Source organism: Pigmentiphaga kullae (genome assembly GCF_004216695.1).
Taxonomy (GTDB): domain Bacteria; phylum Pseudomonadota; class Gammaproteobacteria; order Burkholderiales; family Burkholderiaceae_B; genus Pigmentiphaga; species Pigmentiphaga kullae.
In genome coordinates this window covers 46047-71673 of the sequence record NZ_SGXC01000001.1, presented here as the reverse complement: position 1 = coordinate 71673, position 25627 = coordinate 46047, and the positions used below count along the sequence as shown (strand labels likewise).

Below are 25627 nucleotides of genomic sequence, written 5' to 3'. Positions count from 1 at the left end.
GGGAAAACGAAGCCCGCCAGGGTGCCGCAATGGCGCCGCTTTGGCAAGCCAGAGCCTTGCACTACCTCGTCTTGTTTTACAAATTTATCAAATAAGCAAATTTCTATCGAAATAATAGGGTCAATATTTTTATTGAATTTACATTTTTATCGAATAGCGATAATACTGAAAAAAAGGAGTTCGACATGACGACTGGAGCGCAAGCCTTGCTGGCGGCCTTGCAGGTGGAAGGCGTGGAGGTGTGTTTCGCCAATCCCGGCACGACGGAACTGGACGTCGTGCGGGCGTTCGACGCCGTGCCCGGCATGCGCTGCGTGCTGGGCCTGCAGGAGAACGTCTGCACCGGCGCCGCCGACGGCTATGGCCGCATGCGTGGCGCGCCGGCGGCCACGCTGCTGCACCTGGGGCCCGGCTTCGCCAACGGGATCGCCAACCTGCACAACGCCCGGCGCGCCCATACCCCCATCGTCAACCTGATCGGCGACCACATGAGCTGGCATCTGCCGTTCGATGCGCCGCTGACTTCCGATATCGAGTCGCTGGCGCGGCCGGTGTCGGGCTGGGTGCATCGGGTGGCCAGCGCCGGGGATGCCGCGTGGGCCGGCCGCGAAGCCGTGCGCGCCAGCCTGGCGCGCGGCGGGCAGGGCGCGACCGTGATCTTCCCGGCCGATTTCCAGGTGGGCGAGGCCGGCGGGAGCGATGAAGCCGCCGGCGCCGATACCGGCGAGGAGCCGGCGCCCGCCCCCGACCTGGCGGCCTGCGCCGCGCGGCTGAAGTCCGCGCGCAAGGTCCTGTTCCTGCTGGGCGGAGGAGGGCCGGCCAGCGGCCTGGGCGCCCGCGGGCAGCGCGCCGCCGCCCGGCTGTGCGCTGCGCTGGGCGCGTCGGCCTACGCCGAGACCTTCCCGTCGCGCGCCGAACGCGGCGGCGGCCTGCCCGATTTCGACCGCCTGCCGTATTTCCCCGAACCCGCCCGCGCGGTGCTGGACGAAGCGGACGTCGTGGTGCTGGCCGGCGCGCTGCCCCCCGTGACCTATTTCGGCTACGAAGGCCATCCCAGCCGGATGGTGGAGCCCGGCCGGCTGCTGGCGCTGGGGGCGCCGGGCGAACCGGTGGCGGACTACCTGGAGGCGCTGGCCGGAATGCTGGACGGGCCCGGCTGGCAAGACGCCGCGCCGGCGCCCCTGCCCGTGCAGCAGGGCCGGCTGACTCCCGCCGCGATCTCGGCCACGGTGGCGCGCCTGCTGCCCGAGGACGCCATCGTCTCGGTGGAGGGCGGCACCTGCGGCTATCCGTTCTACGCCGCCTCGGCGGCCTCGGCCCGCCACACCGCGTTGACCAACACCGGCGGCGCGATCGGACAGGGGCTGCCGGTGGCGCTGGGCGCGGCGATCGCCAGCCCCGGGCGCCGGGTGGTGGCGCTGCTGTCGGACGGCAGCACGCAGTACACGGTGCAGACGCTCTGGTCGCTGGCGCACGAGAACCTGCCGGTGGTCGTGCTGATCGCCGCCAATCACCAATACGGAATCCTGCGCAAGGAACTGGCGCGCGGCGAGCAGCCCGGCCCGCAGGCCGAGGCGCTGACCAGCCTGGACCGACCGCGCATCGACTGGACGCGGCTGGCCGACGGCTACGGCGTGCCGTCCAGCCGGGTCGAGACGGCCGAGGAACTGGCCGAGGCCTTCGCCGCCGCCTGCGCGCGCTCCGGGCCGACCCTGATCGAAATGCAGCTGTAGTGCCGCCGGCCCTGGGGGCCGCGCCGATAACGATTGATTGGAGAAATGATGGACCTAGAACTGAAAGGCCGCGCGGCGGTCGTGACGGGCGGCAGCCTGGGCATAGGACGGGCGACCGCCGAGGCCCTGGCGGCCGAAGGCGTGAACGTGGCGATCGTCTCGCGCAACCAGGCCCAGCTCGATGCGGCAGCCCGCGAGATCCGCGCCGCGCATGGCGTGGAGGTGCTGCCGGTGGCGGCCGACGTGTCCGACACCGCGCAGGTGGCGGCGATGATCGATCGCGTGGCCGGGCACTTCGGCCGTCTGGATATCCTGGTCAATGGCGCCGCGCATCCGGGCGGGCTGGTGCGCAGCGAGATCGAGCTGGCCGATCCCGAAGGACTGCTGCAGGACATCAACATCAAGGTCGTGGGCTACATGCGTTGCGCCAAGGAAGCGGCGCGGCACATGAAGGCCGGCGGCTATGGCCGCATCGTCAACATCGGCGGCCTGACCGGGCGCGGCAGCAAGCAGCTCTCGGGGATGCGCAACGTGGCCGTCTGCCATATGACTAAGACCCTGTCGGACCAGCTCGGGCCCCATGGCATCACGGTCAACGTGATCCATCCCGGCGTGGTCGACACGCCCCATATCCGCGAGCTGTACGAGAAGGAAGCCGCCAAGCAGGGACTGAGCGTGGACGAGGTCGAGGCCAACTACATCCGCGCCACGCCCATCCGGCGCACGCTGACGCCCGCCGAGATCGCCGACACCATCCTGTTCCTGGCCTCGCCCCGGGCGGCCGCCATCACCGGCGAGTCGATAGGCGTGGACGGCGGCATCACACGCGGCATTTTCCTTTGAGCGGGAGAAGAACCATGCAAGGCACGCTATTGGTGGGAACGGCCGGACAGGGCATCCTGCGCAGCGTCGACGACGGCGCGAGCTGGCACCGGCTGGGCCTGAAGGAAGCCATCGAGTTCGACGGCGTGGTCCGCTGCCTGGCGGTGGACCCGGCCGATCCGCGCCGCGTGTTCGCCGGGGCCGATTGCGGCATCTGCCTGAGCACCGACGGCGGCGCGCATTTCTCGCGCATCGCCTCGCCTGCGGACGGCATGACGGTCTGGGCCCTGGCCATCGATCCGCGCGATCCGTCCGTGATGTACGCCGGCACCGGCGCGCCCTCGCGCGCCGCCATGTTCCGGTCGCTGGACGGCGGCGCGAGCTGGACCCGGCTGCCGCCGGAGATCCCGGAGTTCTGCCGGGGCGTGAACCGGCCGCGCATCCTGGCCATCTGCGTGGACCCGGCGGTGGCGGGCGAGGTCTGGTTCGGCGTGGAAGAGGGCGGCGCCTGGCGCAGCGGCGACCGCGGCGACACCTGGACGCGCGTCGACCAGGAGGGCGCGCGCGAAGGCGCGATCGCCAATCCCGACATCCACGGCGTCACCATTCTCGCGCCCGCGGACGGGCAGCCCAGGAAGACGCTGGTGCTGTCGGTCAACACCGTCTATGCCAGCACCGACGACGGGCGGACGTGGGTGGGCGAACCCTCGCGCCTGCGCTTCGACGGCATGTACTACACCCGCACCGCCCAGCCCCTGGCCGACGGCAGCGCCTTGCTGCTGGCCATCGGCGACGGCACGCCCGGCACGCGCAGCCACATCTACCGCTCGGCCGACCGGGGCGCGACCTGGGAGCGGGCGCTGCTGCATGCCGCGCCCAATTCGACCTTCTGGGCCTTCGGCACGCACGCGGCCGATCCGCGCTTCGTGCTGGCCGGCACCAAGTACGGCCACCTGTTCCGCTCCATGGATGGCGGGCGCAGCTGGTTCAAGGACTGGCGCGATTTCAGCGAGATCACCTCGGTCGCGTGGACGCCCCACGTGGCGCCGGTGCACGCGCATCCGCAGTCCATTGCCTGAGGAGACACGCCATGCAGGACATCAAGCCCCGGATCACGCGCACGCATCTTTCCCTGTTCGTGGCCGACCCGTTCAAGTCGGGCCCCTGGTACGAGGAGGTGCTGGGCATGACCGAGACCGCGCGCGGCGAGAAGTGGGTGTTCCTCTCGTTCGGCGTCAAGCACCACGACATTGCGCTGATCCGCGCCGAGTCCGCCGACGGTTCGCCGCTGTCGCGCGGCCAGATCAACATGCAGCACTACGGCCTGGAGATAGACGGCGACGTCGACGAGTTGCGCCGCCTGTACGGGATGCTGCTGCGCAAGGGCGTCGAGGTGGTCAAGACCACCGACCACAAGGTCGGCTACGGCGTCTATTTCCACGATCCCGACGGCCATCGCCTGGAGTTCTTCTGCCACACGGTGCACGACGACGAAGAGGGCAAGCGCATCCTGCACCGGTATCACGCGCCCAGCGACCCCATCGACCTGCAGCCGCTCTGAACCCTTAACGAATCACGGAACCCACCATGAAATCCCCCAACTTCGGCCCCTACCATATCCGCAAGTGGTACCTCCAGATCGAGGACACGCTGGCCACCGAATCGGGCATGCCCGCCGACGGCGACCCGCTGCGCAAGATCGTCGTGGGCGCGGTGCTGCACAACCCCTACGCCGGCCGCCACGAGGACAACCTGGGCGCTTACATCGAACCCTCGAACCTGCTGGGCGCGGAGTTCGGCCGCCGCATCCGGGATGCCGCCGCCGGCACGCCCATCGAGAGCTACGGCAAGGCCTGCCTGGTGGGAGCGGACGGCGAGTACGAGCACGGCAACGCGCTCCTGACCACGGTGTTCGCCAACCCCGTGCGCGATGCGGTGGGTGGCGGCCAGTCGTGGGTGCCGTCCACCGGCAAGCGTGGCGGCCCGGGCACGGTCATCGACATTCCGCTGGCTCACAAGGACGCGCTGTACGTGCGCTCTCACTACGACACGGTGTCGGCCATGTTCAACGATGCGCCCAACCGCGACGAAGTGCTGATCGCCTTTGCCTTCGCCACGCGCGGCCGGCTGCATGCCCGCCTGGGCGGCTTGAAGGCGAGCGAAATCGTCGGCGACGGGCTGAATTGACATGGACCGCCGCGACCATACCGTCCGTTGCGCGGGCCTGAACCTGCACGTCGCGGACTGGGGCGATGCCGGCGGCTGGCCGGTGCTAATGCTGCACGGCATACGCAGCTTCGCCGACACCTTCGAGGGATTGGCCGGCGCGTTGCAGCCGGGCTACCGGGTGCTGGCGCTGGATCATCGCGGCCGCGGGCAGAGCGACTGGGACCCGGGTCGCAACTACTACACCGATGCCTATGTCCAGGACGTGCGGGCGGTGGTCGAGCAACTGGGGCTGTCCCGCTTCGATCTGCTCGGGCACTCCATGGGCGGCATCAACGCCATCGTCTACGCGGCGGCGCATCCCGACCGGGTGCGCAAGCTGGTCGTGGAGGATGCCGGACCGGGAGCCTTCGACGATAGCGATGGTGCCCGGCGCATACGCGCGGAGCTGTCCCGCACGCCCGAGTCCTTCGCCGACTGGAGCGCGGCCGAGGCCTTCATGCGCGAGATCCGGCCGACCGTGACCCCCGAGGCCATCGCGGCCCGGCTGCGCCACATGCTGGAGCCGCACGGCGGCCGCCTGCGCTGGCGCTACGACCATGCGGGCATCAAAGCCGCCCGGCTCGATCCGGACCCGGCACGGGTGGTCGACCTGTGGCCGCCGGTCCAGGCGCTGCGCTGCCCCACGCTGGTCTTGCGCGGCGGCCGGTCGGACTACCTGGGCGTGGCGACCGCCCAGGCCATGGCGGCGCGCAATCCGGCGATCGCCTGGCGCGAGATCCCCGATGCGGGCCACTACGTCCACGATGACCAGCCCGAGCGGGTCGCGCGGGCGGTCGCGGAATTTCTCGGCGCGGCCCCCGCGCCCTGAGGAGATACACATCATGATGGTGGAAATGCGGACCTACACGCTGGTGCCGGGCGGCGGCGCGGAATACCTGCGCATCTACAGGCAATCCGCCCAGGCGCTGCAAACGCGCATCCTGGGCAACCTGGCGGGCCTGTACCAATCCGAGACCGGCGAACTCAACCAGCTCGTCTTCCTGTGGGCCTACGAATCGCTGGACGAACGCGCCAGCCGCCGCGCGGTATTGGCCGCGGACGCCGAGTTCGCTGCCTTCCGCAAGTCGGTCCGGCACCTGCTGGTGCGGCAGGAAAGCCGCATCCTCGCGCAGGCCTGAGGCACATCGGAGATCAGGGATGAACAAATCCTGCGATGTGCCCGTGCTGGTCGTCGGCGCCGGTCCGGTGGGCGCGACGCTGGCCAATCTGCTGGGTACCTACGGGGTCGGCACGCTGCTGGTCGACCGCAGCCCGGCGATCCTGGAGTATCCGCGCGCGGTGGGCCTGGACGACGAAGCCATGCGCACCTTCCAGGCCGCGGGCCTGGCCGAGGCCATGCTGCGCGACATGATCCAGAACGTGCCCATGCGCATGTACGGCGCCCGCAAGCAATGCTTCGCCGAGATCCTGCCCGCCACGCGCGAGTTCGGCTGGTACCGGCGCAACCTGTTCTCGCAGCCCCTGGCCGAACAGACCCTGCGCGCCGGCCTGGCGCGCTTTCCTCACGTCGCGCTGGAACTGGGCGTGGAACTGGTGGCGCTGGAGCAGGACGAAGGCGGTGTGACCGCCACGCTGCGCCGCGCCGACGGCACCGAACGCCAGATACGCGCCGCCTACCTGCTGGCAGCCGACGGCGGCCGCAGCACCGTGCGCGAAGGATTGCTCAAGCTGCCTTTCGGCGGCCAGACCCACGCCCACAAATGGGTGGTGATCGAGTGCGACCGGGATCCCCTGGACGCGCCCTATACTGCGCTGCATTGCGAGCCGGCGCGCCCCTATGTCTGCCTGAAGCTGCCGTACGGCCTGCGCCGCTGGGAGTTCATGCTGTTCGACGGCGAGGACGAAAGCCAGATCCTCGACCCGGCCAAGGTGCGCGAACTGCTGGCGCCGCACGTGCCGGATCCGGAGGCGTTGAACGTGATCCGCGCGCGCGTCTACACCCATCATTCGCGGATCGCCGGATCCTTCGTGGTCGGACGCGTCTGTCTGGCCGGCGACGCCGCCCACCTCACGCCGCCCTGGATCGGGCAGGGGCTCAACGCCGGCCTGCGCGATGCCTGCAACCTTGCCTGGAAGATCGCGTGGATCGTCGGCGGCCGCCTGCGTCCGGAGGCGTTGCAGTCTTACCATGACGAGCGGCACGCGCATGCCAAGGCGATGATAGACCTGGCCGACCGCTTCGGCGCGGTGCTGTCGCTGCGCAACCCCTGGCTGGCCCGGCTGCGCGACGCGTTCTTCGGCGCGATCCGCGGCATACCGGCGGTGCGCGACTACGTCCTGCAGATGAAGTTCAAGCCCATGCCCCGGTATCGCGCCGGGGTCGTGCAGGACAGCGGCCAGGCGGCGCGCGACGACCGTGTCGGCCGCATGTTCATCCAGCCGCTGGTGGAGAAGGACGGCGGCGATTTCCAGAAGCTGGACGATGCGCTCGGCCCGGGCTTCGCGCTGCTGGTGCGCGTGCCGGCAGCGCCGCTGCCGCCCGGATTGGGCGAGGGGTTGCGGCGCCTGGGCTGCCGGCTGGTCGTCGTCGCGCTGCCCCGCAGCGGTCCCGCGCCAGGGGCGCGTCCGCCGGCGCCGGCCGGCATGAGCCTGCTCGAGGATACCGAGAACGCGCTGCATCGATGGTTCGCGGCGGCGGGCGCCGACTGGGTGCTGCTGCGTCCCGACCGCTACGTGGCGGCGGCCGGCGGTCACGCCGACATGCACGGCGCGCTGGCGCGCTTCGTTGCCGAGTTCCTGCCGGCTCCGGCCGAGCCGGCAGCCGCCACGCCCGTCCTGGAGGCCGCCGCATGAACGCGCCGAACGCCATTCCGACCCATGCCGCCCGCAACGTGCTGTTCATCATGTGCGACCAGTTGCGGGCCGATGCCTTGTCCTGCTACGGCGGGGGCGGCGCGCTGCGTACGCCCAACATCGACCGCCTGGCCGCGATGGGCGCGCGCTTCGAGCGCGCCTACGTCAGCTCCGCGGTGTGCGGGCCGTCGCGCACTTCGTACTACACCGGCCGTTATCCGGGTTCGCATCGTGTGACCTGGAACCGCGTGCCCATGCCGGCGGACGAATGGAGCCTGGGCGACTACCTGGCCGAGGCGGGCCGCGACTGCTGGCTGCTGGGCAAGACCCATTTCGTGCCGGACCGGCGGGGGCTGGCCGCGCGCGGCCTGTCGGCCGATGGCGCGGCCGGCGAGCGGCTGATGGAAGGCGGCTTCAAGGTGCTGGAACGCTATGACGGCCATTTCGAGATGGACGCGGGCAGCGGTTATCGCCGCTACCTGATCGAGCGCGGCTACGACCGCGACCGGCCCTGGGAACGCGACGTGATCGGCAGCACCGGCCCGGACGGCAGTTTCGCCACGGGCTGGCTGCTGCGCAACGCGGGTCTGCCGGCGCGGGTGGCCGAGCGAGACTCGGAAACCGCCTACCTGACCGACCGGGCGATCGATTTCATCCAGGACCAGGGCGAGCAGCCGTGGGTGCTGCACCTGTCCTACATCAAGCCGCACTGGCCCTACAAGGCGCCCGCGCCCTACCACGACATGTACTCGGCGCAGGATGCCGCCGCGCCCGTGCGCGGCCAGGCCGAGCGCGAGCGTCCCCATCCGGTGCACGGCGCCTACCAGCGCCACGAGGAATCCCTGTCGTTCGCGCGGGACGAGGTCTGGCGCGCCGTGCGGCCCGTCTATATGGGGCTGGTCAAGCAGATCGACGACCACGTCGGCCGCCTGCTCGATCACCTGGAGCGCGCGGGCCGCTTGCGCGACACGCTGATTGTCTTCTGTTCCGACCACGGCGACCTGCAAGGCGACCACTGGCTGGGAGAGAAGGAGTATTTCTTCGAAGGGGCGGTGCGCGTGCCGCTGATCGTCTACGACCCGTCGTCCGCCGCCGATGCGCGTCGCGGCCGGGCCGTGGCCGAGACGGCCGAGTGCGTGGACGTGGTGCCCACCATTTTGGACGCGCTGGGCCTGGACGTGCCCGCGCATCGCGTCGAGGGGCGGTCGCTGCTGCCCTGGGTGCGCGGCCAGGCGGGCGGACCCCCAAGGGAGTTCGCCGTCGGCTTCCTGGACTATGCCTATCGCGAGGCGCGGCTGTTCCTGGACCGCGGGGTGACCGAGTGCAACGGCATGATGCTGGCGGACGGCCGCTACAAGTTCTTGTATTGGCAAGGCCTGCGCCCGCAGCTGTTCGATCTGCGGGAGGACCCCGGCGAATTGCGCGACCTGGCCGAAGAGGCCTGGGCCGCGCCGGTCCTGCGCCGCATGGGCGACGCGCTGTGCGACTGGGCCTGGCGCCGCCAGCGCCGCTGCACCGAGACCTTCGAACAGGTCGCCGCCCGCACGCATGCGCACGAACGCATGATGAACATCGTCATCGGGCGCTGGTAGGCCCGCTTCCTCGTGGAGGCCGGAGCATCCGGCCCCGTCGTCATCGGAGAGCATCATGGCAAGTCTGAAGTCCCTTTGCGTCTTTCTTGCGCTGGCCTGCACGGCGTGCCTGCCGGTCCGGGCCGAAACGCCCTGGGGGCCTGAGCAGGTCCGCATCGTCGTTCCCTACCCGCCTGGAACCGAACCCGACGTGCTGGCCCGCGACCTGGGCAACCAACTGGCCAAGCGCACCGGCAAGGTGTTCGTGGTGGAGAACAAGCCCGGCGCCAACGCCATCATCGGCGCGGGCAACGTGGCGAAGTCGGCGGGCGACGGTTCGACCCTGCTGATGGTCGACCGGCTGGCGCTGGTCGCCAATCCCTTCCTGTACGCCAACCTGCCCTACGACTGGCGCAAGGAACTCAAGCCCGTGGCCGACGTCGGCCACATCGACCTGTACGTGGCCGTGCGCAGCACCCTGGGCGTGAACGACTACAAGAGCTTCATGGAGAAGGCGCGCGCCGGACGCGGCGCCATCAACGTCGGCACCGGCGGGAATGGCCACGTGTCCCACCTGGGCATGGCCATGCTGGCCGCTTCCGAGGGCGTGGACTTCACCTACGTGCCCTTCAAGGGCGTGGCGCCCGCGCTGACCGCGCTGCTGGGCGGCGAGGTCGACGCCTTGATGGCCGGCGGCCTGGTGATGAGCCAGCAGGCGCAGGGCGGCAAGATCAAGGTGCTGGTAAGCGGGGCCGACAAGCACAGCGGCTTCATGCCCGAGGTGCCGACGCTGGCCGAGGCCGGCGGCAAGCCCGGGTCGATCCCGTCGACGGTGTTCTCGGTGTTCGCGCCGGGCACGATGTCCGACGCGCTGGCCGCCCACATCAACAAGGAGATCCGCACGGCGATGGACGACGCGGTGCTGCGCGGCAACTACGGCAAGCGCGGCGTGGAGATCCGCGTACCCGCTCCCGAGCAGACGCGCGCGGAGATGGAGCGCGATGCCGCCGTGTACGGCCCGCTGATCAGGAAACTGGGCGTGACGGCGCAATGACGACACCTCGAAACAGGAATGCAGACATGTACCGCAAGCTGGCTTTCTACATCGACGGCGAATTCCTCGGCGGCGACGCAGGTTCCGGCGGCGAGGTGGTCAATCCGGCCACCGGCCAGGTCATCGGCCGTCTGCCGCACGTGGGCGCGGCCGAACTCGACCGTGCCATCGCCGCCGCCGAGCGCGCGTTTCCAGGCTGGCGCCGCACGTCGCCCCTGGCACGGTCAGACCTGTTGCGGCGGGTGGCGGCGCTGGTCCGCGAACGCGCCCCCCGCGTCGCCCGAGACATCACCCTGGACGAAGGCAAGCCGCTGGCCGAGGCCCTGGTCGAGGTCGAGTCCTGCGCCGAGCACCTGGAGTGGCACGCGGAGGAATGCCGGCGCATCTACGGCCGCGTGATCCCGCCGCGCCAGAGCGGCGTGCGGCAATTGGTGGTGCGCGAACCGATAGGCGTATGCGCGGCCTTCTCGCCGTGGAACTTCCCGTTCGCGCAGGCCATCCGCAAGGTGGCCGCCGCGCTGGCGGCGGGCTGCACGCTGATCCTGAAGGGGCCGGAGGAGTCGCCCAGCGCGGTGGTCGCGATCGCCGAGCTGTTCCACGATGCCGGTTTTCCGCCGGGCGTGCTCAACATCGTCTGGGGCGATCCCGCGGCGATTTCCCGCCACCTGATCACCGCGCCGGCCGTGCGCAAGATTTCCTTCACCGGGTCGGTGCCGGTGGGCAAGCAACTGGCCGCGCTGGCGGGCGCGCACATGAAGCGGATGACGATGGAGCTGGGCGGCCATTCCCCGGTGCTGGTGTTCGCCGATGCCGACATCGACCGGGCGGCGGCGATGCTGGCGCGCTTCAAGCTGCGCAACGCCGGCCAGGTATGCGTGTCGCCGACCCGCTTCTACGTCCAGCGGGCCGCCTATCCGCGTTTTCTGGATGCCTTCGCGCAGGCCATGGCCGAGACCCGGTTGGGCGATGGCCTGGAAGAAAACACGCAGATGGGGCCGCTGGCCAACCCACGCCGCGTGGCGGCCATGGCGGCGCTGGTCGAGGACGCGGTGGGACGCGGCGGCCGCATCGTGACCGGAGGCGGCCGGCGCGACGGGCAGGGCTTTTTCTTCGCCCCGACGGTGCTGACGGATCTGGCCGACGATGCGCGCATCATGCAGGAGGAACCCTTCGGCCCGGTGGCGCCGGTAGTGCCCTTCGACACCGAGGACGAGGTCCTGCGGCGCGCCAATGCGCTGCCCTTCGGCCTGGCTTCGTACGTCTTCACCGAGTCGCTGAAGACGGCCACGCGCGTGGCCGACGGACTGGAGGCCGGCATGGTGAACATCAACCATTTCGGCATGGGCCCGGCGGAGATCCCCTTCGGCGGAATCAAGGACAGCGGGATGGGAACCGAAGGCGGCGCCGAGACCTTCGACGGGTACCTCGTGACCAAGTTCATCACGCAGGTCTAGTCCAGGCTTCGCCGGGGCCGGCGCGCAGCATCCGGATGGCGAGCTCGCAGGCGGGATGCCGCTCGCCGGCGCGCAGCAGGATGGCGCCTATCTGCTGCGGCGGCAGCGTCAATCCTTCCACGCAGGACACCGTGCCCGCTTCTTCCAGCCGCCGCGCCTCGCTGCGCGGCGCCAGCGCCAGCAACGGCTGGGTCTCGACCAGCCGGACGTCGCCCGGCCCCAGCGTGGATACGATGCCGGGCGCGGGCGGGGTCAGGTTCTCGGCCAGGAACGCCTGTTCCACCAGATGGTGGGCGAAGGTGCCGGGCGGCGGCAGCACCCAGGTCTGCCCCGCCAGTTCCTCCAGGCTGGCCGTCCTGCCCGCTAGGGGATGATGGCGGCCGCACACGATCGCATAGCTCTCGGCGTACAGCGGGTGGTATTCGAAGTCGGGCAGGCGGAATCCCGCGTCGCAGCGCCCGAACGCCACGTGGATGGACTTGGCCGCCAGTTCGCTGTGCATCTGTTCGCGCGTGCCGTGGCGCAGGCTGACGCGCACGCCGCGTTCGGCCAGGGCATGGGGCAGGGCCGTCGCCACCACTGCTTCGGCGATGCGGGTCAGGCCCAGGCCGAGCGGCGTATCGCCGGCGCGGCCGCGCCGGGCGGTGTCGCGTTCCAGGTCTTCCACGTTGCGCAGGATCGCGCCCGCCCGTTGCAGGGCGGCCTTGCCGGCCGGCGTCCAGGCCAGTCCGTCGGGCGTGGGCTCGAACAGCGGGTCGTGCAGGATGTCGCGCAGATCGCGGATGGCCTTGGAGACGGCGGGCTGGGTGATGTGCAGCAGCTGGGCCGTGCGGGTGACGCTGCCGAGTTCGCCCAGCATGACGAGCAGGCGCAGGTGACGCAGGGTGAGTCGGCGGATCAGGTCGCTCATGGGCATAAACCGCGGGTTATGGGCGGCACAGCGCTTTTCATTATCCGGGCGGCGGGCGGCTCCCTAGAATGAGCGCTCCATCCCCGCTTTGGAGGCGACGATGCTCACCCGGCGCTACTTCCTCTGTGCTGCAGCGGCATCCATGATGACGTGCCGCGCGGCACGCAGTCAACCGGCCACGCGGCTGCGGCTGCTGGTGGCGGGACCCGCCGGCGGCGCGGTCGACGTGGCCGCGCGCATGGCCGGCGAACAACTGCGCGGCGCCGGCTATCTGGCCATCGTCGAGAACCATGCCGGCGCCGCCGGACAGATAGGCGTCGAGGCGCTGCTGCGATCGCCCGCCGACGGCGGCGCCGTGCTGATCACTCCGCCCGGCGTGTTCACGATCGCGCCGCACGTCAACGCGGGCCTGGGCTACAGGATGAGCGACGTCGCCGGCCTGACCACGCTGTGCGGCTACCAGTTCGGCGTCGCGGTCGGCGCCTCGGCGCCAGCGCGGACGATGGCCGATTTCCTGGGCTGGGCCAAGGCCCACCCCGGCGAGGCGTCCTACGGCACGCCGGGCGCGGGCACCGAGCCGCATTTCATCGGCACCGAGATCGAACGCCTGTCGGGCGTGCCGCTGATCCACGTGCCCTACCGGGGCGGGGCGCAGGCGCTGAACGACATCTCCGGCGGCCACCTGCCGGCCGTGATCTCGGCCCTGCCCAACCTGGTCACACCCTACAAGGCCGGCAAGGCCCGCGTGCTGATGATGACCGGCACGCGGCGCAGCGCCTTCATGCCCGACGTTCCGACGGTGGCGGAATGCGGATTCCCCGATCTTGCCAGCGACCTGTTCTATGGCGCGTACACGCAGACCGCGGTGCCGGCGCCGGTCCGGCAGGCCCTGGCCCAGGCTCTCGCCAAGGCTTGCCAGGCACCGGCCTACCGGGAAGGGCTGGCGCGCATGTCGCTCGATCCGCTGGCCTTGTCCAGTCAGGAGCTCGACGCCTCCATGCGCGCGATGGACGCCAAGTGGGCCGCGGTGGTCAAGCGCACCGGTTTTTCGCTGGAGAAGTGACGCCATGGCCGAACCGACCAACGTCCTGGTGCTGCTGTCCGACGAGCACAACCCCTGGGTAGCGGGGTTCGCCGGCCATCCGTGCGTGCGCACGCCCAACCTGGACCGGCTGGCGCGCCGGGGGACGGCGTTCGAGCGCGCGTGGACGCCCAGCCCGCTGTGCGTACCTGCGCGGGCCAGCCTGGCAACGGGAAGGTACGTGCACGAACACCGTTATTGGGACAACGCCATCGCCTACGATGGCCGCGCGCGCTCCTGGATGCAGGAGGTGTCCGACGCCGGCCTGCTGGTCGAGTCCATCGGCAAGCTGCATTTCCGCCGCGCCGAGGACCCCACCGGTTTCCGCCGCCAGTGGCTGCCCATGCACATTCCCGGCGGCATCGGCCAGGTCTGGGGATCGGTGCGCAACCCGCTGCCGGCAAGCTCCATGCCGTCTGGCATGTTCAAATCCCTGGGCGCGGGCGAATCGACCTACAACGAATACGATCGCACGGTGGGCGCCACGGCCTGCGAGTGGCTGCGCACGCATGCGGCCGATCCCGCGCCGTGGGCCTTGTTCGTGGGCATGGTCGCGCCGCATTTTCCACTGGTCGTGCCGGAGCGCTACCTGCGCCGGGTGCTGGAGGATCCGCTGTTCGACGACTGCCTGCCGGAGCCGGCCGCCGCGCGCCACCCCTGGGTCAGGCGGTCGTTGGCTTACATCGACCATGGAGCGGGGCTGGAAGGGCCCGGGCGCGTCCGGCTGGCCGTTGCGGCCTACTTCGCGCTGGTCGAGTTCATGGACGAGCAGATGGGCGCGGTGCTCGACACGCTGGACGACACCGGGCTGTCGGCGCGGACCACGGTGATCTACACATCCGACCATGGCGACAACCTGGGCGCCCGCGGCCTGTGGAACAAGGGCACGCTGTATCGCGAGGCTTCGGGCATTCCCCTCGTGCTGGCCGGCCCCGGCGTGCCCGCCGGACACCGTTGCCGCACCGACGCCAGCCTGGTGGACGTGTATCCCACCGTGCTCCAGGCGATGGGCCTGCCGCCGGCCGCGGCCGCGCTGCCGGGCCGTTCGCTGCGGGACCTGGCCGTGGGAGCGGACGAGTCCGATCGCGTCGTCCTGGGCGAATACCACGGCGTCGGATCGCCCAGCGCCGCCTACTACCTCGTGCGCGGCCGCTACAAATACCACCACTACGTGGACTATGGCCCCGAGCTGTTCGACATTGTGGCCGATCCGCACGAACGCACGGATCTTGCCGCCCGTCCCGAAATGGCCGCCACCGTGCATGCCATGCGCACCGCGCTGTGCGCGCGGCTCTATCCCGAAGAGATCGACCGGCTCGCCAAGCGCGACCAGGACGAACTGGTCCGCCGGGCCGGCGGCCGCGAAGCCGCGCTCGGCACCGGGCATCGCGGCGCCACGCCTGTTCCTCAATCCGCCACCGAAGGCCTGCACTCATGAACGCATCGATGTCCAACCGGCACACCGTGGGCGACGCCCTGGTCCAGTATCTGCGCGAGCTGGGCGTGCGGCAGGCCTACGGTGTCCTGTCCATCCACAACATGCCGCTGCTCGACGCGCTGGGGCGCGACGGGCGCATCCGCTACATCGGCGCGCGCGGCGAAGCCGGCGCCGTGGGCATGGCCGATGCCTGCGCCCGCGCCACGGGCGCGCTGGGCGTGGCTTTCACCAGCACGGGCACGGGCGCCGGCAATGCGGCCGGTGCGCTGGTCGAGGCCTGGACCGCGGGCACGCCGCTGCTGCACATCACCGGGCAGGTCGCGCTGCCTTACCTGGACCGGGGCCGCTCCTACGTCCACGAGGCCAAGGACCAGCTCGGCATGCTGCAAGCGGTATCCAAGGCGGCGCTGCGCGTGTGGTCGGCCGAGACGGCCCTGGCCACGGTCCAGGAGGCAGTCCGGTTGGCGTTGACCGCGCCCACGGGGCCGGTCAGCGTGGAGATCCCCATCGACCTGCAAGGTGCCCTGGTCGCCATGCGGCCGCCGCCGGCGCCGCCGTTCATGGCGCCGGTCGAGCCCGACGACGCGGCCGTGGACCGGATGGCCGACCTGCTGGCGGACGCCCGGCGGCCGGTCCTGTGGATAGGCGGCGGCGCCCGTCATGCCCGTGCCGAGATCACCCGCCTGCTGGACCTGGGTTTCGTGGCCGTGACCACCTTGCAGGGCAAGGGCACGGTGCCCGAGGACGATCCGCGCACGCTGGGCGCCTTCAACGGCCAGCCCGCGATCGAGGCCTTCTATCAGGGGTGCGACGCGATGCTGGTCGTGGGCTCGCGGCTGCGCGTGCCGGAAACGCTGACCCACACGCTGCAACTGCCGCGTACGCTGATCCAGATCGACGCGGATCCGCTGGCCGAGCAGCGTGCCTATCCGACTTCATTGTTCGTGCGGGGCGATGCGCGCCTGACGCTGGCCAGGCTGGCCGACCGGCTGGCGGGCCGCATGCGGGCCGATGCCGGCCTGGCGGACGAAGCCGCGCGCGCAAGGCAGCGCGCCCAGACCACGATGCGCGGCGCCATCGCGCCCTACGACCGCATCGCCGACGCCTTGCAGGCCGTGTGCGGCCGCGACTTCGGCTGGGTGCGCGACGTCACCATCTCCAACAGCACCTGGGGCAATCGCCTGATGCAGGTGTTCGCACCGGGGCAGGGCATCCACGCCGTGGGCGGGGGAATCGGCCAGGGACTGGCGATGGCCATCGGCGCGGCGACCGGCCGGCCGGACCGCAAGACCTGGCTGCTGGCCGGCGACGGCGGGTTCATGCTGAATCTGGGCGAGCTGGCCACCGCAGTCCAGGAGCGGACCGGCATCGTCATGCTGGTGATGAACGACGGGGGCTACGGCATCCTGCGCAACCTCCAGGACGCGGATTATGGGGGCCGCCGCTATTACTGCGATCTGCACGGCTTCGAACTGGGCGCCCTGGCGCAATCGGTCGGCATGGACTATATCGCGGTGCGCGGTCTGGACGGCCTGGAGCGCGTGCTGCGCGATGCGGCCGGCCGCGATGCGCCGGCCGTGCTGGTGGAGTTCGACATGCGCGCCATCGGGCCGTTCGCCAAGCCGTTCGCGGGGCCGCCGCTGGCGCGCGGCTGACGTCCCGCGGCGGATTCAGTCCGGCGTCAGCCGCGTGTTGCTCGGCTGGCGCCGTTCGATGCTCCACTTGAGCAGCGCGGCGCATCGATAGATGCCGTGCGCGAATTTGCCGTAGGGCAGGGTCAGGAACAAGGCCATCACCACGCCCAGGTGCACGGCCAGCAGCAGGCCCATGGCGCTGGTCTCGCGCACGGCCAGCAGCGCGAGGCCGGTCAGGCTGGTCAGGAACAGCAGGCAGATGAAGCCGCGGTCCATGGGGCGCTGGTCGGGATCGCCATGCGCCGGGTGGCGGCGCAGGTTCAGCCACAGCAGGCCGGCCGGCCCGATCAAGAGGCCGATGCCGCCCGCGGTGCCCAGCAGCACCGGCAGGCTGGTCAGCGCATACGGCGCGTGCAGCCCCAGCGCATAGTGGTAGAGCGTGGCCACGCAGGTGGCGGCGAAGCACAGCATGAAGCCGTAGAAAGTGAAGTGGTGGAACCGCCGCCGCGCCAGGGTGAACGCATCGTCCTCTTCGTTGCAGCCCTTGCCGTGCCCGCCGTCCAGGTACTTCAGGCGCAGCGCGTCGTGCGCGGCCTCGGCCACGGCCGGGCCGGTGGGCGAGCCCGGGGACACGTTGCGCCAGAAGCGCGCCACGCCTACCCCCAGCGCGACGATGGCGAGCACGAACACCGTACCGAACAGCGCCACCAGCAGGTTGTGCGGGAAGATGGCGTAGAAGTTGCCGGCCAGCGGTTCGTGCCAGATGCCGCCGTTCATGGCGGCGGCCAGCACCAGGAACAGCGCCAGCGCGAACGCCGTCGCCAGGGCCAGCGTGACGCCGTTGTGCCGGTACAGGCGTCCCAGGACGCCCGGCCAGGCGTAGTCGCCATAGGTCTGCACGCGCACCTTGGCCATCGCGCGGGGCACGTTGACGCCGAATTCGTTCGGCGGCGCGTACTGGCAGGCGTGCAGGCAGGCGCCGCAGTTGTGGCACAGATTGGCCAGGTAGTGCACGTCGGCCTTGCCGAATTCCAGCCGGCGCATCATGGCCGGGAACGTCGCGCAGAATCCCTCGCAATAGCGGCAGGCATTGCATATCTGCAGGACGCGGGCCGCTTCGCTTTCGTCGGCGGTCAGCGCGGTCGAACAGGCGCCGCCCTGCGCGGCGGCCTGGGTCCGCCATTGGACCGGCACGGCCTGCACGCCGGCCGCCAGGGTTTGCGCGTCGTGCGCGAGATCCTCAAGCTGTTTCAAGTGTGGGTGCTCCGTGAATGCGGGTGTTCTTCCGCGCGGCCTCGGCGGCGCGGGTGCCGGCGATGCGGCCGAAGGCCGTGCCGATGGACATGCCGACGCCGGCGGTATAGCCCTTGCCCAGCACGTTGCCGGACATCATCTCGCCGGCGCAGAACAGGTTCGGGCTGGGTTGCCCGCCGAAGTGCACCGCGGCGTTTTCGTCGACCTTGGTGCCCAGGTAGGTGAAGGTGATGCCCGGGCGCAGCGGATAGGCGAAGTAGGGCGGCGTATCCAGCGGCCGGGCCCAGTGCGTCTTGACGGGAGAGATGCCTTCCGTGCGGCAGTCGTCCATGATGGTGTGGTCGAAGTGTTCGCCCCGGCAGGCCGCGTTGAACTCCCGCACGGTCTGCATCAGACGGGTTTCGTCCAGCCCGGTCAGCCGCGCCAGTTCGGGCAGGCCGTCGGCCCGGATGCCGGTGAACACCGGCGGCATGAAACGCCCGACCGCCTTGGCGTCGATGATGGAGTAGGCGATCTGGTCCGGCTGGAAGGCGACCAGCCGGCCCCAGATCGCATAGCGCTTGGGCCAGAAATCCTCGCCTTCGTCATAGAAGCGCTGGGCGTCGCGATTGACGACGATGCCCAGCGACACGCAGTCCAGGCGGGTGCAGATGCCGCCGTCGTACAGCGGCGAGCGCGCGTCGATGGCGACGCAATGGGATTGCGTGGGGTCGCCGATCATGTCCGCGCCAGCGCCGATCATGAACTTCAACAGCGCACCCTGGTTGTAGCGGGTGCCGCGTATCAGGAAATTGTCGGCCGGCCATTCGCCCCGTTCGTTCTGGCCCCAGGCCTCGCGCATCCATTGCAGGTTGGACTCGAAGCCGCCGGCCGCCATGACGCAGGCCCGGGCCGCGATGCGCTCGTTGCCGGCCAGCGCCGCCACGAAGCGGCCGCCGTCCAGTTCCAGCGCATGCACCGGCGTGTCGTAGCGGATCTGCACGCCCAGCTTTTCGGCGCTGCGGTAGTAGGCGTTGACCAGCGCCCGGCCGCCGCCCATGAAGAAGGCGTTGGTGCGGGCGATATGCAGGGTGCCCGACAGCGCGGGCTGGAAGTTCACGCCATGCTTGCGCATCCAGTCGCGGCAACTGGACGAGGCCCGGATCACCAGGCGCGCCAGCTTTTCATCGGTGATGCCGCCGGTGACCTTGAGCAGGTCCTGCCAGAATTCCTCTTCCGGGTAGCTGTCGACCAGCACGTCTTCCGGACCGTCGTGCATGCAGCGCAGGTTGCGCGTGTGCTGCGAGTTGCCGCCGCGCCATTCCTTGGGCGCGGCTTCCAGCAGCATGACGCTCGCGCCCGCCTCGCGGGCCATCAGGGCCGCGCACAGGGCGGCGTTGCCGCCGCCGATGACCAGGACATCTATCATTCCGCTTTCCTATCAGTGAGGAATCACTGTAGGCGCAGCGGTCCGGCCGGGCTAGACGGCGCGCGGGCAATGGGTATTCACGATTCGTGAATGGTGGCTCCCGGCCAATGGCCGTCGCGCACCAGCGTGCGCATCAGGTCCGCCAGGACCACCCGCGCGGCCAGCGCCGCGGGGGACAGCTCGTCGTCCGAGACGCTGGTCACGACGTTGCGCCGGAACAGGTAGGGGTCGTCCAGCGGATACAGGCACAGGCGCCCCTCGTGCATTCCGCCGGCGGCGACGCCGGGCTGGATGGTGGCGATGGGGGTGTCGATGACGGTGTTCATCAGCGTGGTCAGGCCGTCGATCTCCAGCGCGATGTCCGGCTCGACGCCCGCGCGGTCGAACGCGGCATCGACCAGGATGCGCAGGCCATGGGTCTTGCTGGGCATCGCCAGCGGCAGCCGCGCGGCCTCGGCCACGGTCATCGGCTGGCGGGGCTGGCGGTCGGATACGAGATCGGGCCGGGCCACCACGAACAGCTTTTCGTCCAGCAGCGGCAGGACGCTCCAGTGCCGGCCGCTATCGGTCTGGAACAGCACGGCCAGGTCCAGCAGGCGGGCGTTCAGCATGCCGGCCAGGTGGCCGGACAGGCTTTCCACCAGGTGCAGGCGCACGTCGGGGTAGCGGTCGTGCATGGCGGCGATGAAGGGGCGGGCCAGCAGCGAGGCCGTCGACGGCGCGAAGCCTATGCTGACCGCGCCCGACAGCCGAGCCTCGCGCGCCGCGACCACGGCCTGGTCGGCGTGCCGCAGCGCCATCTGGGCCTGCCGCCAGAACGCCAGCCCCGCGTCGGTGGGGATGACGCCGGTGGCGGTGCGCTGCAGGAGCCGGGTGGCCAGCTCGCCTTCCAGGCGGCTGATCTGCTGGCTCAGCGCGGAAGGCACTAGGCCCAGCTCGCGCGCGGCGCGGCCCATGCTGCCCAGTTCGACGACGCGGACGAAGTAGCGGAGTTGGCGCAGTTCCAAAATGCGATCAGTCCTCTGCCAGCAGGCGGTAGAGCGACGACCCCGACCGCATCTGCGGCTGGCCGTCCACCGTCGAGAACTCGAGCTCGACCAGGTCCCGCCCATGATTGACCGGTACCTGTATCGTCATTCTGGCACGGTCGTCGCCATCGGGCCGCAGCAACTGGCCATCGCTCCACATCACGTACCCTGGCAGCTCGGCCAGCTCGTCCAGCGTGGCGATGCCGCCCCCCAGGGCCAGCGCCACGGACTCGGGCGATTCATTGGTGGGTTCCCAGCGCGTGCCCAGGCGGGCCTGCCAGGCGGCGGACAGCGGGGGCAGGGGCGCCAGGCGCTGGCCCACGGACATCGTCAGCCGGTAGTGCCCCCAGCCGGCCGGTACGCGCTGGATCATGTAGTGCTTGCCGTCCAGCGTCAGCCAGCGGTAGCTGTTCCCCGAGGCAGCGTCGTTCCACCACCAGCCGTCGGCGCGCAGGGTCAGGCCCGGGGCGACCGGCTCCCAGGCGCCGCCTTTCCTGTGCAGCACGTCGATCGTGCCGGCATTCACGGCCTGGACCTTGTACGGCCCTTCGTAGTTGGCATAGATGCCCGCCAGTCCGGCGGCGTCGACGGAGGGCGCCGCCGCCGCGGGGATGCCTGCCAGCGCCGCCGGGACGGCGGGAATCGCGCGCGTGGTCGACAGGGCCCGCAGCAGCACGCCTTCGGCGATGCGCAGCGGCCCGTAGGTGGTGCCGGCCCCCGTCAGCAGCAGGGCCATGCGCTGGTCGGGCAGCACGAAGAACTCGGTCGAGAAGAAGCTCGTGCCGCCGTTCTTCTGCCAGGCCTTGATGCCGACATTGTCCAGGCCGGGCTGGCGCACCGAGTCCCAGCCCAGGCCCCAGCGCCATTCGGGACAGGGGTTGATGCGCAGGCCCGTGGTCTGGTCGGTGCCCATCTCCTGGATGGCTGCCTGCGACACCAGGCGCTTGCCCTGGTGCATGCCCAGGTCCAGGAACATCTGCGCCAGCCGCATCATGTCGCCGGGCGTGGAGGCCAGACCGCCGGTGGCGTAGGCCGACACGAATTCCTGTCCCATGCGCCGCCCTTCGTAGACCGGGTGCACGAAACTGCCTTCGGGAAAGGCCTGCACGGGATAGGCGGAATGGCTCATGCCCAGGGGTTCGAGGATCTCGCGCCGGACGAACTCGGCGTACGGCTGGCCCGTGACCGCCGCGACCAGGTTCTCGACCATCGTGAAGCCGTCGTTGCAATAGACGGCCAGTTCCCCCGGCAGGTGCTTCAGGTGGAAGTAGGCCAGGCCGTCCTCGGTGTCTTGCGCGTAGCCGGCGATGGGCTCGAACGCGAAGATGTTGCGCCAATTGGTGCCGGGCAGCCCGGACGAATGGCTGAGCAGGTGGCGCAGCGTGATCTGGCCGTACTCGCTGGACAGCATCGAGAAGCCGGGCAGATAACGGGCGATGGGCGCGTCCAGCGCCAGCTTGCCCCGGTCGCACAGCACCATGGCGGCCAGCGCGGCCAGCACCTTGCTGACCGAGCCGATATTGAAGCGGGAATCGATGGTGGCGGCGACGTTGCCCTGGGGATCCGCGACGCCGAAGGCTTCCTGCCAGATCACGCCTTCGCTGGTCATCAGCGCGACCGAGACCGCGGTGGCCTGGTTCTTCTGCACGGCCTGGCGGATGGCGTCCCGCCCCCACTGGATGGCCTCGGACAGCCGGCCGGCGTCGGGCTTGGGGTCGTCGCCGCCGCCGCAGCCGGGCAGAGCATGGAGCAGGGCGCCGGCGCCGGCGAACTGTATCCAGTGGCGGCGCGAGGGGGAAAGCAGGGGGGCGGCCGTGGCCGGTTGCGCCCCGGTGGGGCAATCCAGATTCAGTTTCGTTGAATGCATCTCGATTACCCCCAGGTGGCCGAATATCGGGAAAATGATTCTATCCCGGCTCGACCGTACGGAGGGGGTGCGTATGTCTTATATAAGATATAAGACAGTTGCAGCTCGCGGCCGCTAGTCCTACAATCCCGGCGATCGCCCTCAATCCCTTCATACCGGGACACCTCCAATGCTTGAATCCTACCGTCAACACGTTGCCGAGCGGGCCGCGCTTGGCATCCCCCCGCTGCCGCTGTCGGCGCAGCAGACCGCCGACCTGATCGAGCTGATCAAGAACCCGCCCAAGGGCGAAGAGCAGACCCTGGTCGATCTGCTGACCCATCGCGTGCCGGCCGGCGTGGACGACGCCGCCAAGGTCAAGGCGTCCTACCTGGCCGCCGTCGCCCTGGGCAAGGAAGCCTGCCCGCTGATCGATCGCGCCAAGGCCACCGAGCTGCTGGGCACGATGCTGGGCGGCTACAACATCAGCGCGCTGATCGAACTGCTGGACGACGCGCAGGTCGGCACCATCGCCGCCGACGGCCTGAAGAAAACCCTGCTGATGTTCGACGCCTTCCACGACGTGAAGGAAAAAGCCGACAAGGGCAACGCCAACGCCAAGGCCGTGCTGCAAAGCTGGGCCGACGGCGAGTGGTTCACCAGCCGTCCCGAGCTGCCGCAGAGCCTGACGCTGACCGTGTTCAAGGTGACCGGCGAAACCAACACCGACGACCTGTCGCCCGCGCCCGACGCCTGGAGCCGCCCCGACATCCCGCTGCACGCGCTGGCCATGCTCAAGAACCCGCGCCCGGGCATCGAGCCGCAAGAGCCCGGCAAGGTCGGTCCGCTCAAGCTCATCAATGACCTGAAGGAAAAGGGCCATCCGGTCGCCTACGTCGGCGACGTGGTCGGCACCGGTTCCTCGCGCAAGTCGGCCACCAACTCCGTGCTGTGGTGGACCGGCGAAGACATCCCCTTCGTGCCGAACAAGCGCTTCGGCGGCGTCTGTCTGGGCAGCAAGATCGCTCCCATCTTCTACAACACCATGGAAGACGCGGGCGCGCTGCCGGTCGAGCTGGACGTCTCCAAGATGGAAATGGGCGACGTCATCGAGCTGCGTCCCTATGAAGGCAAGGCCTTCAAGAACGGCGAAGTCATCGCCGAGTTCGAGATCAAGTCCGACGTGCTGTTCGACGAAGTGCGCGCCGGCGGCCGCATTCCGCTGATCGTGGGCCGCGGCCTGACCGCCAAGGCGCGCGAGGCCCTGGGCCTGCCGCCATCGACCCTGTTCCGCCTGCCCAAGAACCCGGCCGACACCGGCAAGGGCTACACGCTGGCCCAGAAGATGGTCGGCCGCGCCTGCGGCCTGCCGGAAGGCAAGGGCATCCGCCCGGGCACCTACTGCGAACCGCGCATGACCTCGGTCGGCAGCCAGGACACCACCGGCCCCATGACCCGCGACGAGCTGAAGGACCTGGCCTGCCTGGGCTTCTCGGCCGACTTGGTGATGCAATCGTTCTGCCACACCGCAGCCTATCCCAAGCCCGTGGACGTCAAGACGCACCACACGCTGCCCGAGTTCATGAGCAACCGCGGCGGCATCTCGCTGCGTCCGGGCGACGGCGTCATCCACTCGTGGCTGAACCGCATGGTGCTGCCCGACACCGTCGGCACCGGCGGCGACTCGCACACCCGCTTCCCCATCGGCATCAGCTTCCCGGCCGGCTCGGGCCTGGTCGCCTTCGCCGCCGCCACCGGCGTCATGCCGCTGGACATGCCCGAATCGGTGCTGGTCCGCTTCAAGGGCAAGCTGCAGCCCGGCGTCACGCTGCGCGACCTGGTCAACGCCATTCCCTACTACGCGATCCAGCAGGGCCTGCTGACCGTCGAGAAGCAGGGCAAGAAGAACATCTTCTCGGGCCGCATCCTGGAAATCGAAGGCCTGCCGGACCTGAAGGTGGAACAGGCCTTCGAACTGTCCGACGCCTCGGCCGAGCGTTCGGCCGCCGGCTGCACGGTGCGCCTGAACAAGGAACCGATCATCGAGTACATCAACAGCAACATCACGCTGCTGAAGTGGATGATCGCCAACGGCTATGAAGACGAACGTTCGATCGGCCGCCGCGTCAAGGCCATGGAAGCCTGGCTGGCCAACCCGGAACTGCTGCAGCCCGATGCCGACGCCGAATACGCGGCGGTCATCGAGATCGACCTGGCCGACGTGCACGAGCCCCTGGTGGCGTGCCCGAACGACCCGGACGACGTCAAGACCCTGTCCGCCGTCGCCGGCGCCAAGATCGACGAAGTGTTCATCGGCAGCTGCATGACCAACATCGGCCACTTCCGCGCGGCGTCCAAGCTGCTCGAAGGCAAGCGCGACATTCCGGTCAAGCTGTGGGTCGCTCCGCCCACCAAGATGGACCAGCAGCAGCTGACCGAGGAAGGCCACTACGGCGTCCTGGGTTCGGCCGGCGCCCGCATGGAAATGCCGGGCTGCTCGCTGTGCATGGGCAACCAGGCGCAGGTCCGCGAAGGCGCGACGGTCATGTCGACCAGCACCCGCAACTTCCCGAACCGCCTGGGCAAGAACTCCTTCGTATACCTGGGTTCCGCCGAACTGGCCGCCATCTGCTCGCGCCTGGGCCGCATCCCGACCAAGGAAGAGTACATGGCCGAGACCGGCGTCCTGGCCGAGCACGAGAAGACCATCTACCGCTACATGAACTTCGACCAGATCCCTGACTTCAAGGATGTGGCCGATTCGGTCGGTGTGTGATCGACAGGTGAGGAAGGACGGCCCGACCGGGCCGTCCGGCAGTATTGAGAGGCGCCCCGGATGGGGCGCCTTTTTCATTGGAGGGCAGCGCGCTGCCTCGCGCAGGTGCGTGAGCTATCATTGCCTGGGCCCAATGATGTTCACGAATATGCGCACTCAAGACTATCCCATCGATCGCAGCATAGGCTTCCTGCTCGGCAGGACCTTCCGCCGCCTGCGCCCGATCATGGAACAGCAGATCAACAGCGCCGGGATCTCGTATGGCATGTGGTTCTTCCTGCGCGCCCTGTGGGAGAAGGACGGCGTGAGCCAGCGCGAGATCGCCGAGATGGTGGGGCTGACCCAGCCCACCGCGTGGGCGGCGCTGCGCAAGCTCGAGGCGCAGAAGATGGTCACGCTGCAGCCCGACTCCGAGGACAAGCGCAAGGTGCTGGTGTACCTGACCGAGAAGGGCAGGAGCCTGGAGGAAGTGCTGCTGCCGCGCGTCGAGAACATCAACGAGGTCGCCTTGCAGGGCATCAGCAAGACCGACCTCGCGACCTTCATGCGGGTGCTGGGCCGGATAGAGACCAATATGGGGCCCGGGGAGTAAGGCC

The 25627-nt window shown here is 69.7% G+C and carries 21 protein-coding genes; 16 read left to right on the top strand and 5 right to left on the bottom strand.

What is annotated here, in order from left to right; all coding sequences use genetic code 11:
- The first annotated feature begins 185 nt into the window (after window positions 1-185).
- Genes EV675_RS00340 through EV675_RS00290 form a run of 11 tightly spaced genes read left to right on the top strand, consistent with a single transcriptional unit; the run spans window position 186 to window position 11656 of the window.
- A complete protein-coding gene (locus tag EV675_RS00340) occupies window positions 186-1733 on the top strand; it encodes an acetolactate synthase large subunit (protein WP_130355462.1) in 1548 nt (515 codons plus the stop codon).
- 48 nt (window positions 1734-1781) lie between these two features.
- Complete coding sequence (locus EV675_RS00335; RefSeq protein WP_130355461.1) at window positions 1782-2576, top strand: SDR family NAD(P)-dependent oxidoreductase; 795 nt, start codon at window positions 1782-1784, stop codon at window positions 2574-2576.
- 14 nt (window positions 2577-2590) lie between these two features.
- On the top strand, window positions 2591-3634 hold the full coding sequence (locus EV675_RS00330) for a WD40/YVTN/BNR-like repeat-containing protein (protein ID WP_130355460.1): 1044 nt from the start codon (window positions 2591-2593) through the stop codon (window positions 3632-3634).
- 11 nt (window positions 3635-3645) lie between these two features.
- The gene (locus tag EV675_RS00325) at window positions 3646-4116 is read left to right on the top strand and encodes a VOC family protein (protein ID WP_130355459.1); all 471 of its coding nucleotides are present in this window, start codon (window positions 3646-3648) and stop codon (window positions 4114-4116) included.
- 26 nt (window positions 4117-4142) lie between these two features.
- Window positions 4143-4742 (top strand): amino acid synthesis family protein, encoded by a 600-nt coding sequence (locus tag EV675_RS00320; protein ID WP_130355458.1) that lies wholly within the window; start codon window positions 4143-4145, stop codon window positions 4740-4742.
- Between the two features lies 1 nt (window position 4743).
- Window positions 4744-5592: an alpha/beta fold hydrolase gene (locus tag EV675_RS00315; protein WP_130355457.1), complete on the top strand. Its 849-nt coding sequence runs from the start codon at window positions 4744-4746 to the stop codon at window positions 5590-5592.
- 13 nt (window positions 5593-5605) lie between these two features.
- Window positions 5606-5902 carry an NIPSNAP family protein gene (locus tag EV675_RS00310; RefSeq protein WP_130355456.1) on the top strand — a complete coding sequence of 99 codons (297 nt, stop codon included), beginning with the start codon at window positions 5606-5608 and terminating at the stop codon, window positions 5900-5902.
- A gap of 19 nt (window positions 5903-5921) precedes the next feature.
- The gene (locus tag EV675_RS00305) at window positions 5922-7577 is read left to right on the top strand and encodes a bifunctional 3-(3-hydroxy-phenyl)propionate/3-hydroxycinnamic acid hydroxylase (RefSeq protein ID WP_130355455.1); all 1656 of its coding nucleotides are present in this window, start codon (window positions 5922-5924) and stop codon (window positions 7575-7577) included.
- Window positions 7574-9169, top strand: a complete 1596-nt coding sequence (locus tag EV675_RS00300; protein WP_130355454.1) for a sulfatase-like hydrolase/transferase — start codon at window positions 7574-7576, stop codon at window positions 9167-9169. Before EV675_RS00305 ends, EV675_RS00300 begins: the two co-directional genes overlap by 4 nt.
- Before the next feature lie 55 nt (window positions 9170-9224).
- The gene (locus tag EV675_RS00295) at window positions 9225-10202 is read left to right on the top strand and encodes a Bug family tripartite tricarboxylate transporter substrate binding protein (protein ID WP_130355453.1); all 978 of its coding nucleotides are present in this window, start codon (window positions 9225-9227) and stop codon (window positions 10200-10202) included.
- 26 nt (window positions 10203-10228) lie between these two features.
- On the top strand, window positions 10229-11656 hold the full coding sequence (locus EV675_RS00290; protein ID WP_130355452.1) for an NAD-dependent succinate-semialdehyde dehydrogenase: 1428 nt from the start codon (window positions 10229-10231) through the stop codon (window positions 11654-11656).
- Here the strand turns inward: EV675_RS00290 and EV675_RS30155 are convergent.
- A complete protein-coding gene (locus EV675_RS30155) occupies window positions 11643-12566 on the bottom strand; it encodes a LysR family transcriptional regulator (RefSeq protein WP_165404345.1) in 924 nt (307 codons plus the stop codon). The genes EV675_RS00290 and EV675_RS30155 overlap by 14 nt on opposite strands.
- A 142-nt stretch (window positions 12567-12708) precedes the next feature.
- On the opposite strand from EV675_RS30155, the gene EV675_RS00280 reads away from it, so the two are divergent.
- The 3 genes from EV675_RS00280 to EV675_RS00270 are packed head-to-tail and all read left to right on the top strand — an operon-like array spanning window position 12709 to window position 16740.
- Complete coding sequence (locus EV675_RS00280; RefSeq protein WP_165404344.1) at window positions 12709-13629, top strand: tripartite tricarboxylate transporter substrate-binding protein; 921 nt, start codon at window positions 12709-12711, stop codon at window positions 13627-13629.
- Window positions 13630-13633: 4 nt separating this feature from the next.
- Complete coding sequence (locus EV675_RS00275; RefSeq protein ID WP_130355449.1) at window positions 13634-15085, top strand: sulfatase family protein; 1452 nt, start codon at window positions 13634-13636, stop codon at window positions 15083-15085.
- An 8-nt stretch (window positions 15086-15093) separates the two neighbouring features.
- A complete protein-coding gene (locus tag EV675_RS00270) occupies window positions 15094-16740 on the top strand; it encodes a thiamine pyrophosphate-binding protein (RefSeq protein WP_130357853.1) in 1647 nt (548 codons plus the stop codon).
- A 15-nt stretch (window positions 16741-16755) separates the two neighbouring features.
- On the opposite strand, the gene tcuB is transcribed toward EV675_RS00270, so the two are convergent.
- The 4 genes from tcuB to EV675_RS00250 form a co-directional block, all read right to left on the bottom strand.
- A complete protein-coding gene (gene tcuB, locus EV675_RS00265; RefSeq protein WP_130355448.1) occupies window positions 16756-17973 on the bottom strand; it encodes a tricarballylate utilization 4Fe-4S protein TcuB in 1218 nt (405 codons plus the stop codon).
- Complete coding sequence (gene tcuA / locus EV675_RS00260) at window positions 17960-19381, bottom strand: FAD-dependent tricarballylate dehydrogenase TcuA (protein WP_130355447.1); 1422 nt, start codon at window positions 19379-19381, stop codon at window positions 17960-17962. The genes tcuB and tcuA overlap by 14 nt, the downstream gene beginning before the upstream one ends.
- Before the next feature lie 77 nt (window positions 19382-19458).
- Window positions 19459-20388 carry a LysR family transcriptional regulator gene (locus EV675_RS00255; protein WP_124691295.1) on the bottom strand — a complete coding sequence of 310 codons (930 nt, stop codon included), beginning with the start codon at window positions 20386-20388 and terminating at the stop codon, window positions 19459-19461.
- Window positions 20389-20395: 7 nt separating this feature from the next.
- Window positions 20396-22276, bottom strand: coding sequence for a serine hydrolase domain-containing protein (locus tag EV675_RS00250; RefSeq protein WP_130355446.1), 1881 nt, complete (start codon window positions 22274-22276; stop codon window positions 20396-20398).
- Window positions 22277-22445: 169 nt separating this feature from the next.
- On the opposite strand from EV675_RS00250, the gene acnB reads away from it, so the two are divergent.
- Both acnB and EV675_RS00240 read left to right on the top strand, forming a co-directional pair.
- The gene (acnB, locus tag EV675_RS00245; protein WP_130355445.1) at window positions 22446-25031 is read left to right on the top strand and encodes a bifunctional aconitate hydratase 2/2-methylisocitrate dehydratase; all 2586 of its coding nucleotides are present in this window, start codon (window positions 22446-22448) and stop codon (window positions 25029-25031) included.
- Window positions 25032-25179: 148 nt separating this feature from the next.
- Window positions 25180-25623 (top strand): MarR family winged helix-turn-helix transcriptional regulator, encoded by a 444-nt coding sequence (locus tag EV675_RS00240; RefSeq protein ID WP_165404343.1) that lies wholly within the window; start codon window positions 25180-25182, stop codon window positions 25621-25623.
- The last annotated feature ends 4 nt before the right edge of the window (window positions 25624-25627 follow it).

What these genes read in the sequence shown, in the direction of transcription:
- EV675_RS00340 (WP_130355462.1), top strand. Translation starts at nt 186, where the DNA reads ATGACGACTGGAGCGCAAGCCTTGCTGGCGGCCTTGCAGGTGGAAGGC.
- EV675_RS00335 (WP_130355461.1), top strand. Translation starts at nt 1,782, where the DNA reads ATGGACCTAGAACTGAAAGGCCGCGCGGCGGTCGTGACGGGCGGCAGC.
- EV675_RS00330 (WP_130355460.1), top strand. Translation starts at nt 2,591, where the DNA reads ATGCAAGGCACGCTATTGGTGGGAACGGCCGGACAGGGCATCCTGCGC.
- EV675_RS00325 (WP_130355459.1), top strand. Translation starts at nt 3,646, where the DNA reads ATGCAGGACATCAAGCCCCGGATCACGCGCACGCATCTTTCCCTGTTC.
- EV675_RS00320 (WP_130355458.1), top strand. Translation starts at nt 4,143, where the DNA reads ATGAAATCCCCCAACTTCGGCCCCTACCATATCCGCAAGTGGTACCTC.
- EV675_RS00315 (WP_130355457.1), top strand. Translation starts at nt 4,744, where the DNA reads ATGGACCGCCGCGACCATACCGTCCGTTGCGCGGGCCTGAACCTGCAC.
- EV675_RS00310 (WP_130355456.1), top strand. Translation starts at nt 5,606, where the DNA reads ATGATGGTGGAAATGCGGACCTACACGCTGGTGCCGGGCGGCGGCGCG.
- EV675_RS00305 (WP_130355455.1), top strand. Translation starts at nt 5,922, where the DNA reads ATGAACAAATCCTGCGATGTGCCCGTGCTGGTCGTCGGCGCCGGTCCG.
- EV675_RS00300 (WP_130355454.1), top strand. Translation starts at nt 7,574, where the DNA reads ATGAACGCGCCGAACGCCATTCCGACCCATGCCGCCCGCAACGTGCTG.
- EV675_RS00295 (WP_130355453.1), top strand. Translation starts at nt 9,225, where the DNA reads ATGGCAAGTCTGAAGTCCCTTTGCGTCTTTCTTGCGCTGGCCTGCACG.
- EV675_RS00290 (WP_130355452.1), top strand. Translation starts at nt 10,229, where the DNA reads ATGTACCGCAAGCTGGCTTTCTACATCGACGGCGAATTCCTCGGCGGC.
- EV675_RS30155 (WP_165404345.1), bottom strand. Translation starts at nt 12,566, where the DNA reads ATGAGCGACCTGATCCGCCGACTCACCCTGCGTCACCTGCGCCTGCTC.
- EV675_RS00280 (WP_165404344.1), top strand. Translation starts at nt 12,709, where the DNA reads ATGATGACGTGCCGCGCGGCACGCAGTCAACCGGCCACGCGGCTGCGG.
- EV675_RS00275 (WP_130355449.1), top strand. Translation starts at nt 13,634, where the DNA reads ATGGCCGAACCGACCAACGTCCTGGTGCTGCTGTCCGACGAGCACAAC.
- EV675_RS00270 (WP_130357853.1), top strand. Translation starts at nt 15,094, where the DNA reads ATGTCCAACCGGCACACCGTGGGCGACGCCCTGGTCCAGTATCTGCGC.
- tcuA (WP_130355447.1), bottom strand. Translation starts at nt 19,381, where the DNA reads ATGATAGATGTCCTGGTCATCGGCGGCGGCAACGCCGCCCTGTGCGCG.
- EV675_RS00250 (WP_130355446.1), bottom strand. Translation starts at nt 22,276, where the DNA reads ATGCATTCAACGAAACTGAATCTGGATTGCCCCACCGGGGCGCAACCG.
- acnB (WP_130355445.1), top strand. Translation starts at nt 22,446, where the DNA reads ATGCTTGAATCCTACCGTCAACACGTTGCCGAGCGGGCCGCGCTTGGC.
- EV675_RS00240 (WP_165404343.1), top strand. Translation starts at nt 25,180, where the DNA reads ATGCGCACTCAAGACTATCCCATCGATCGCAGCATAGGCTTCCTGCTC.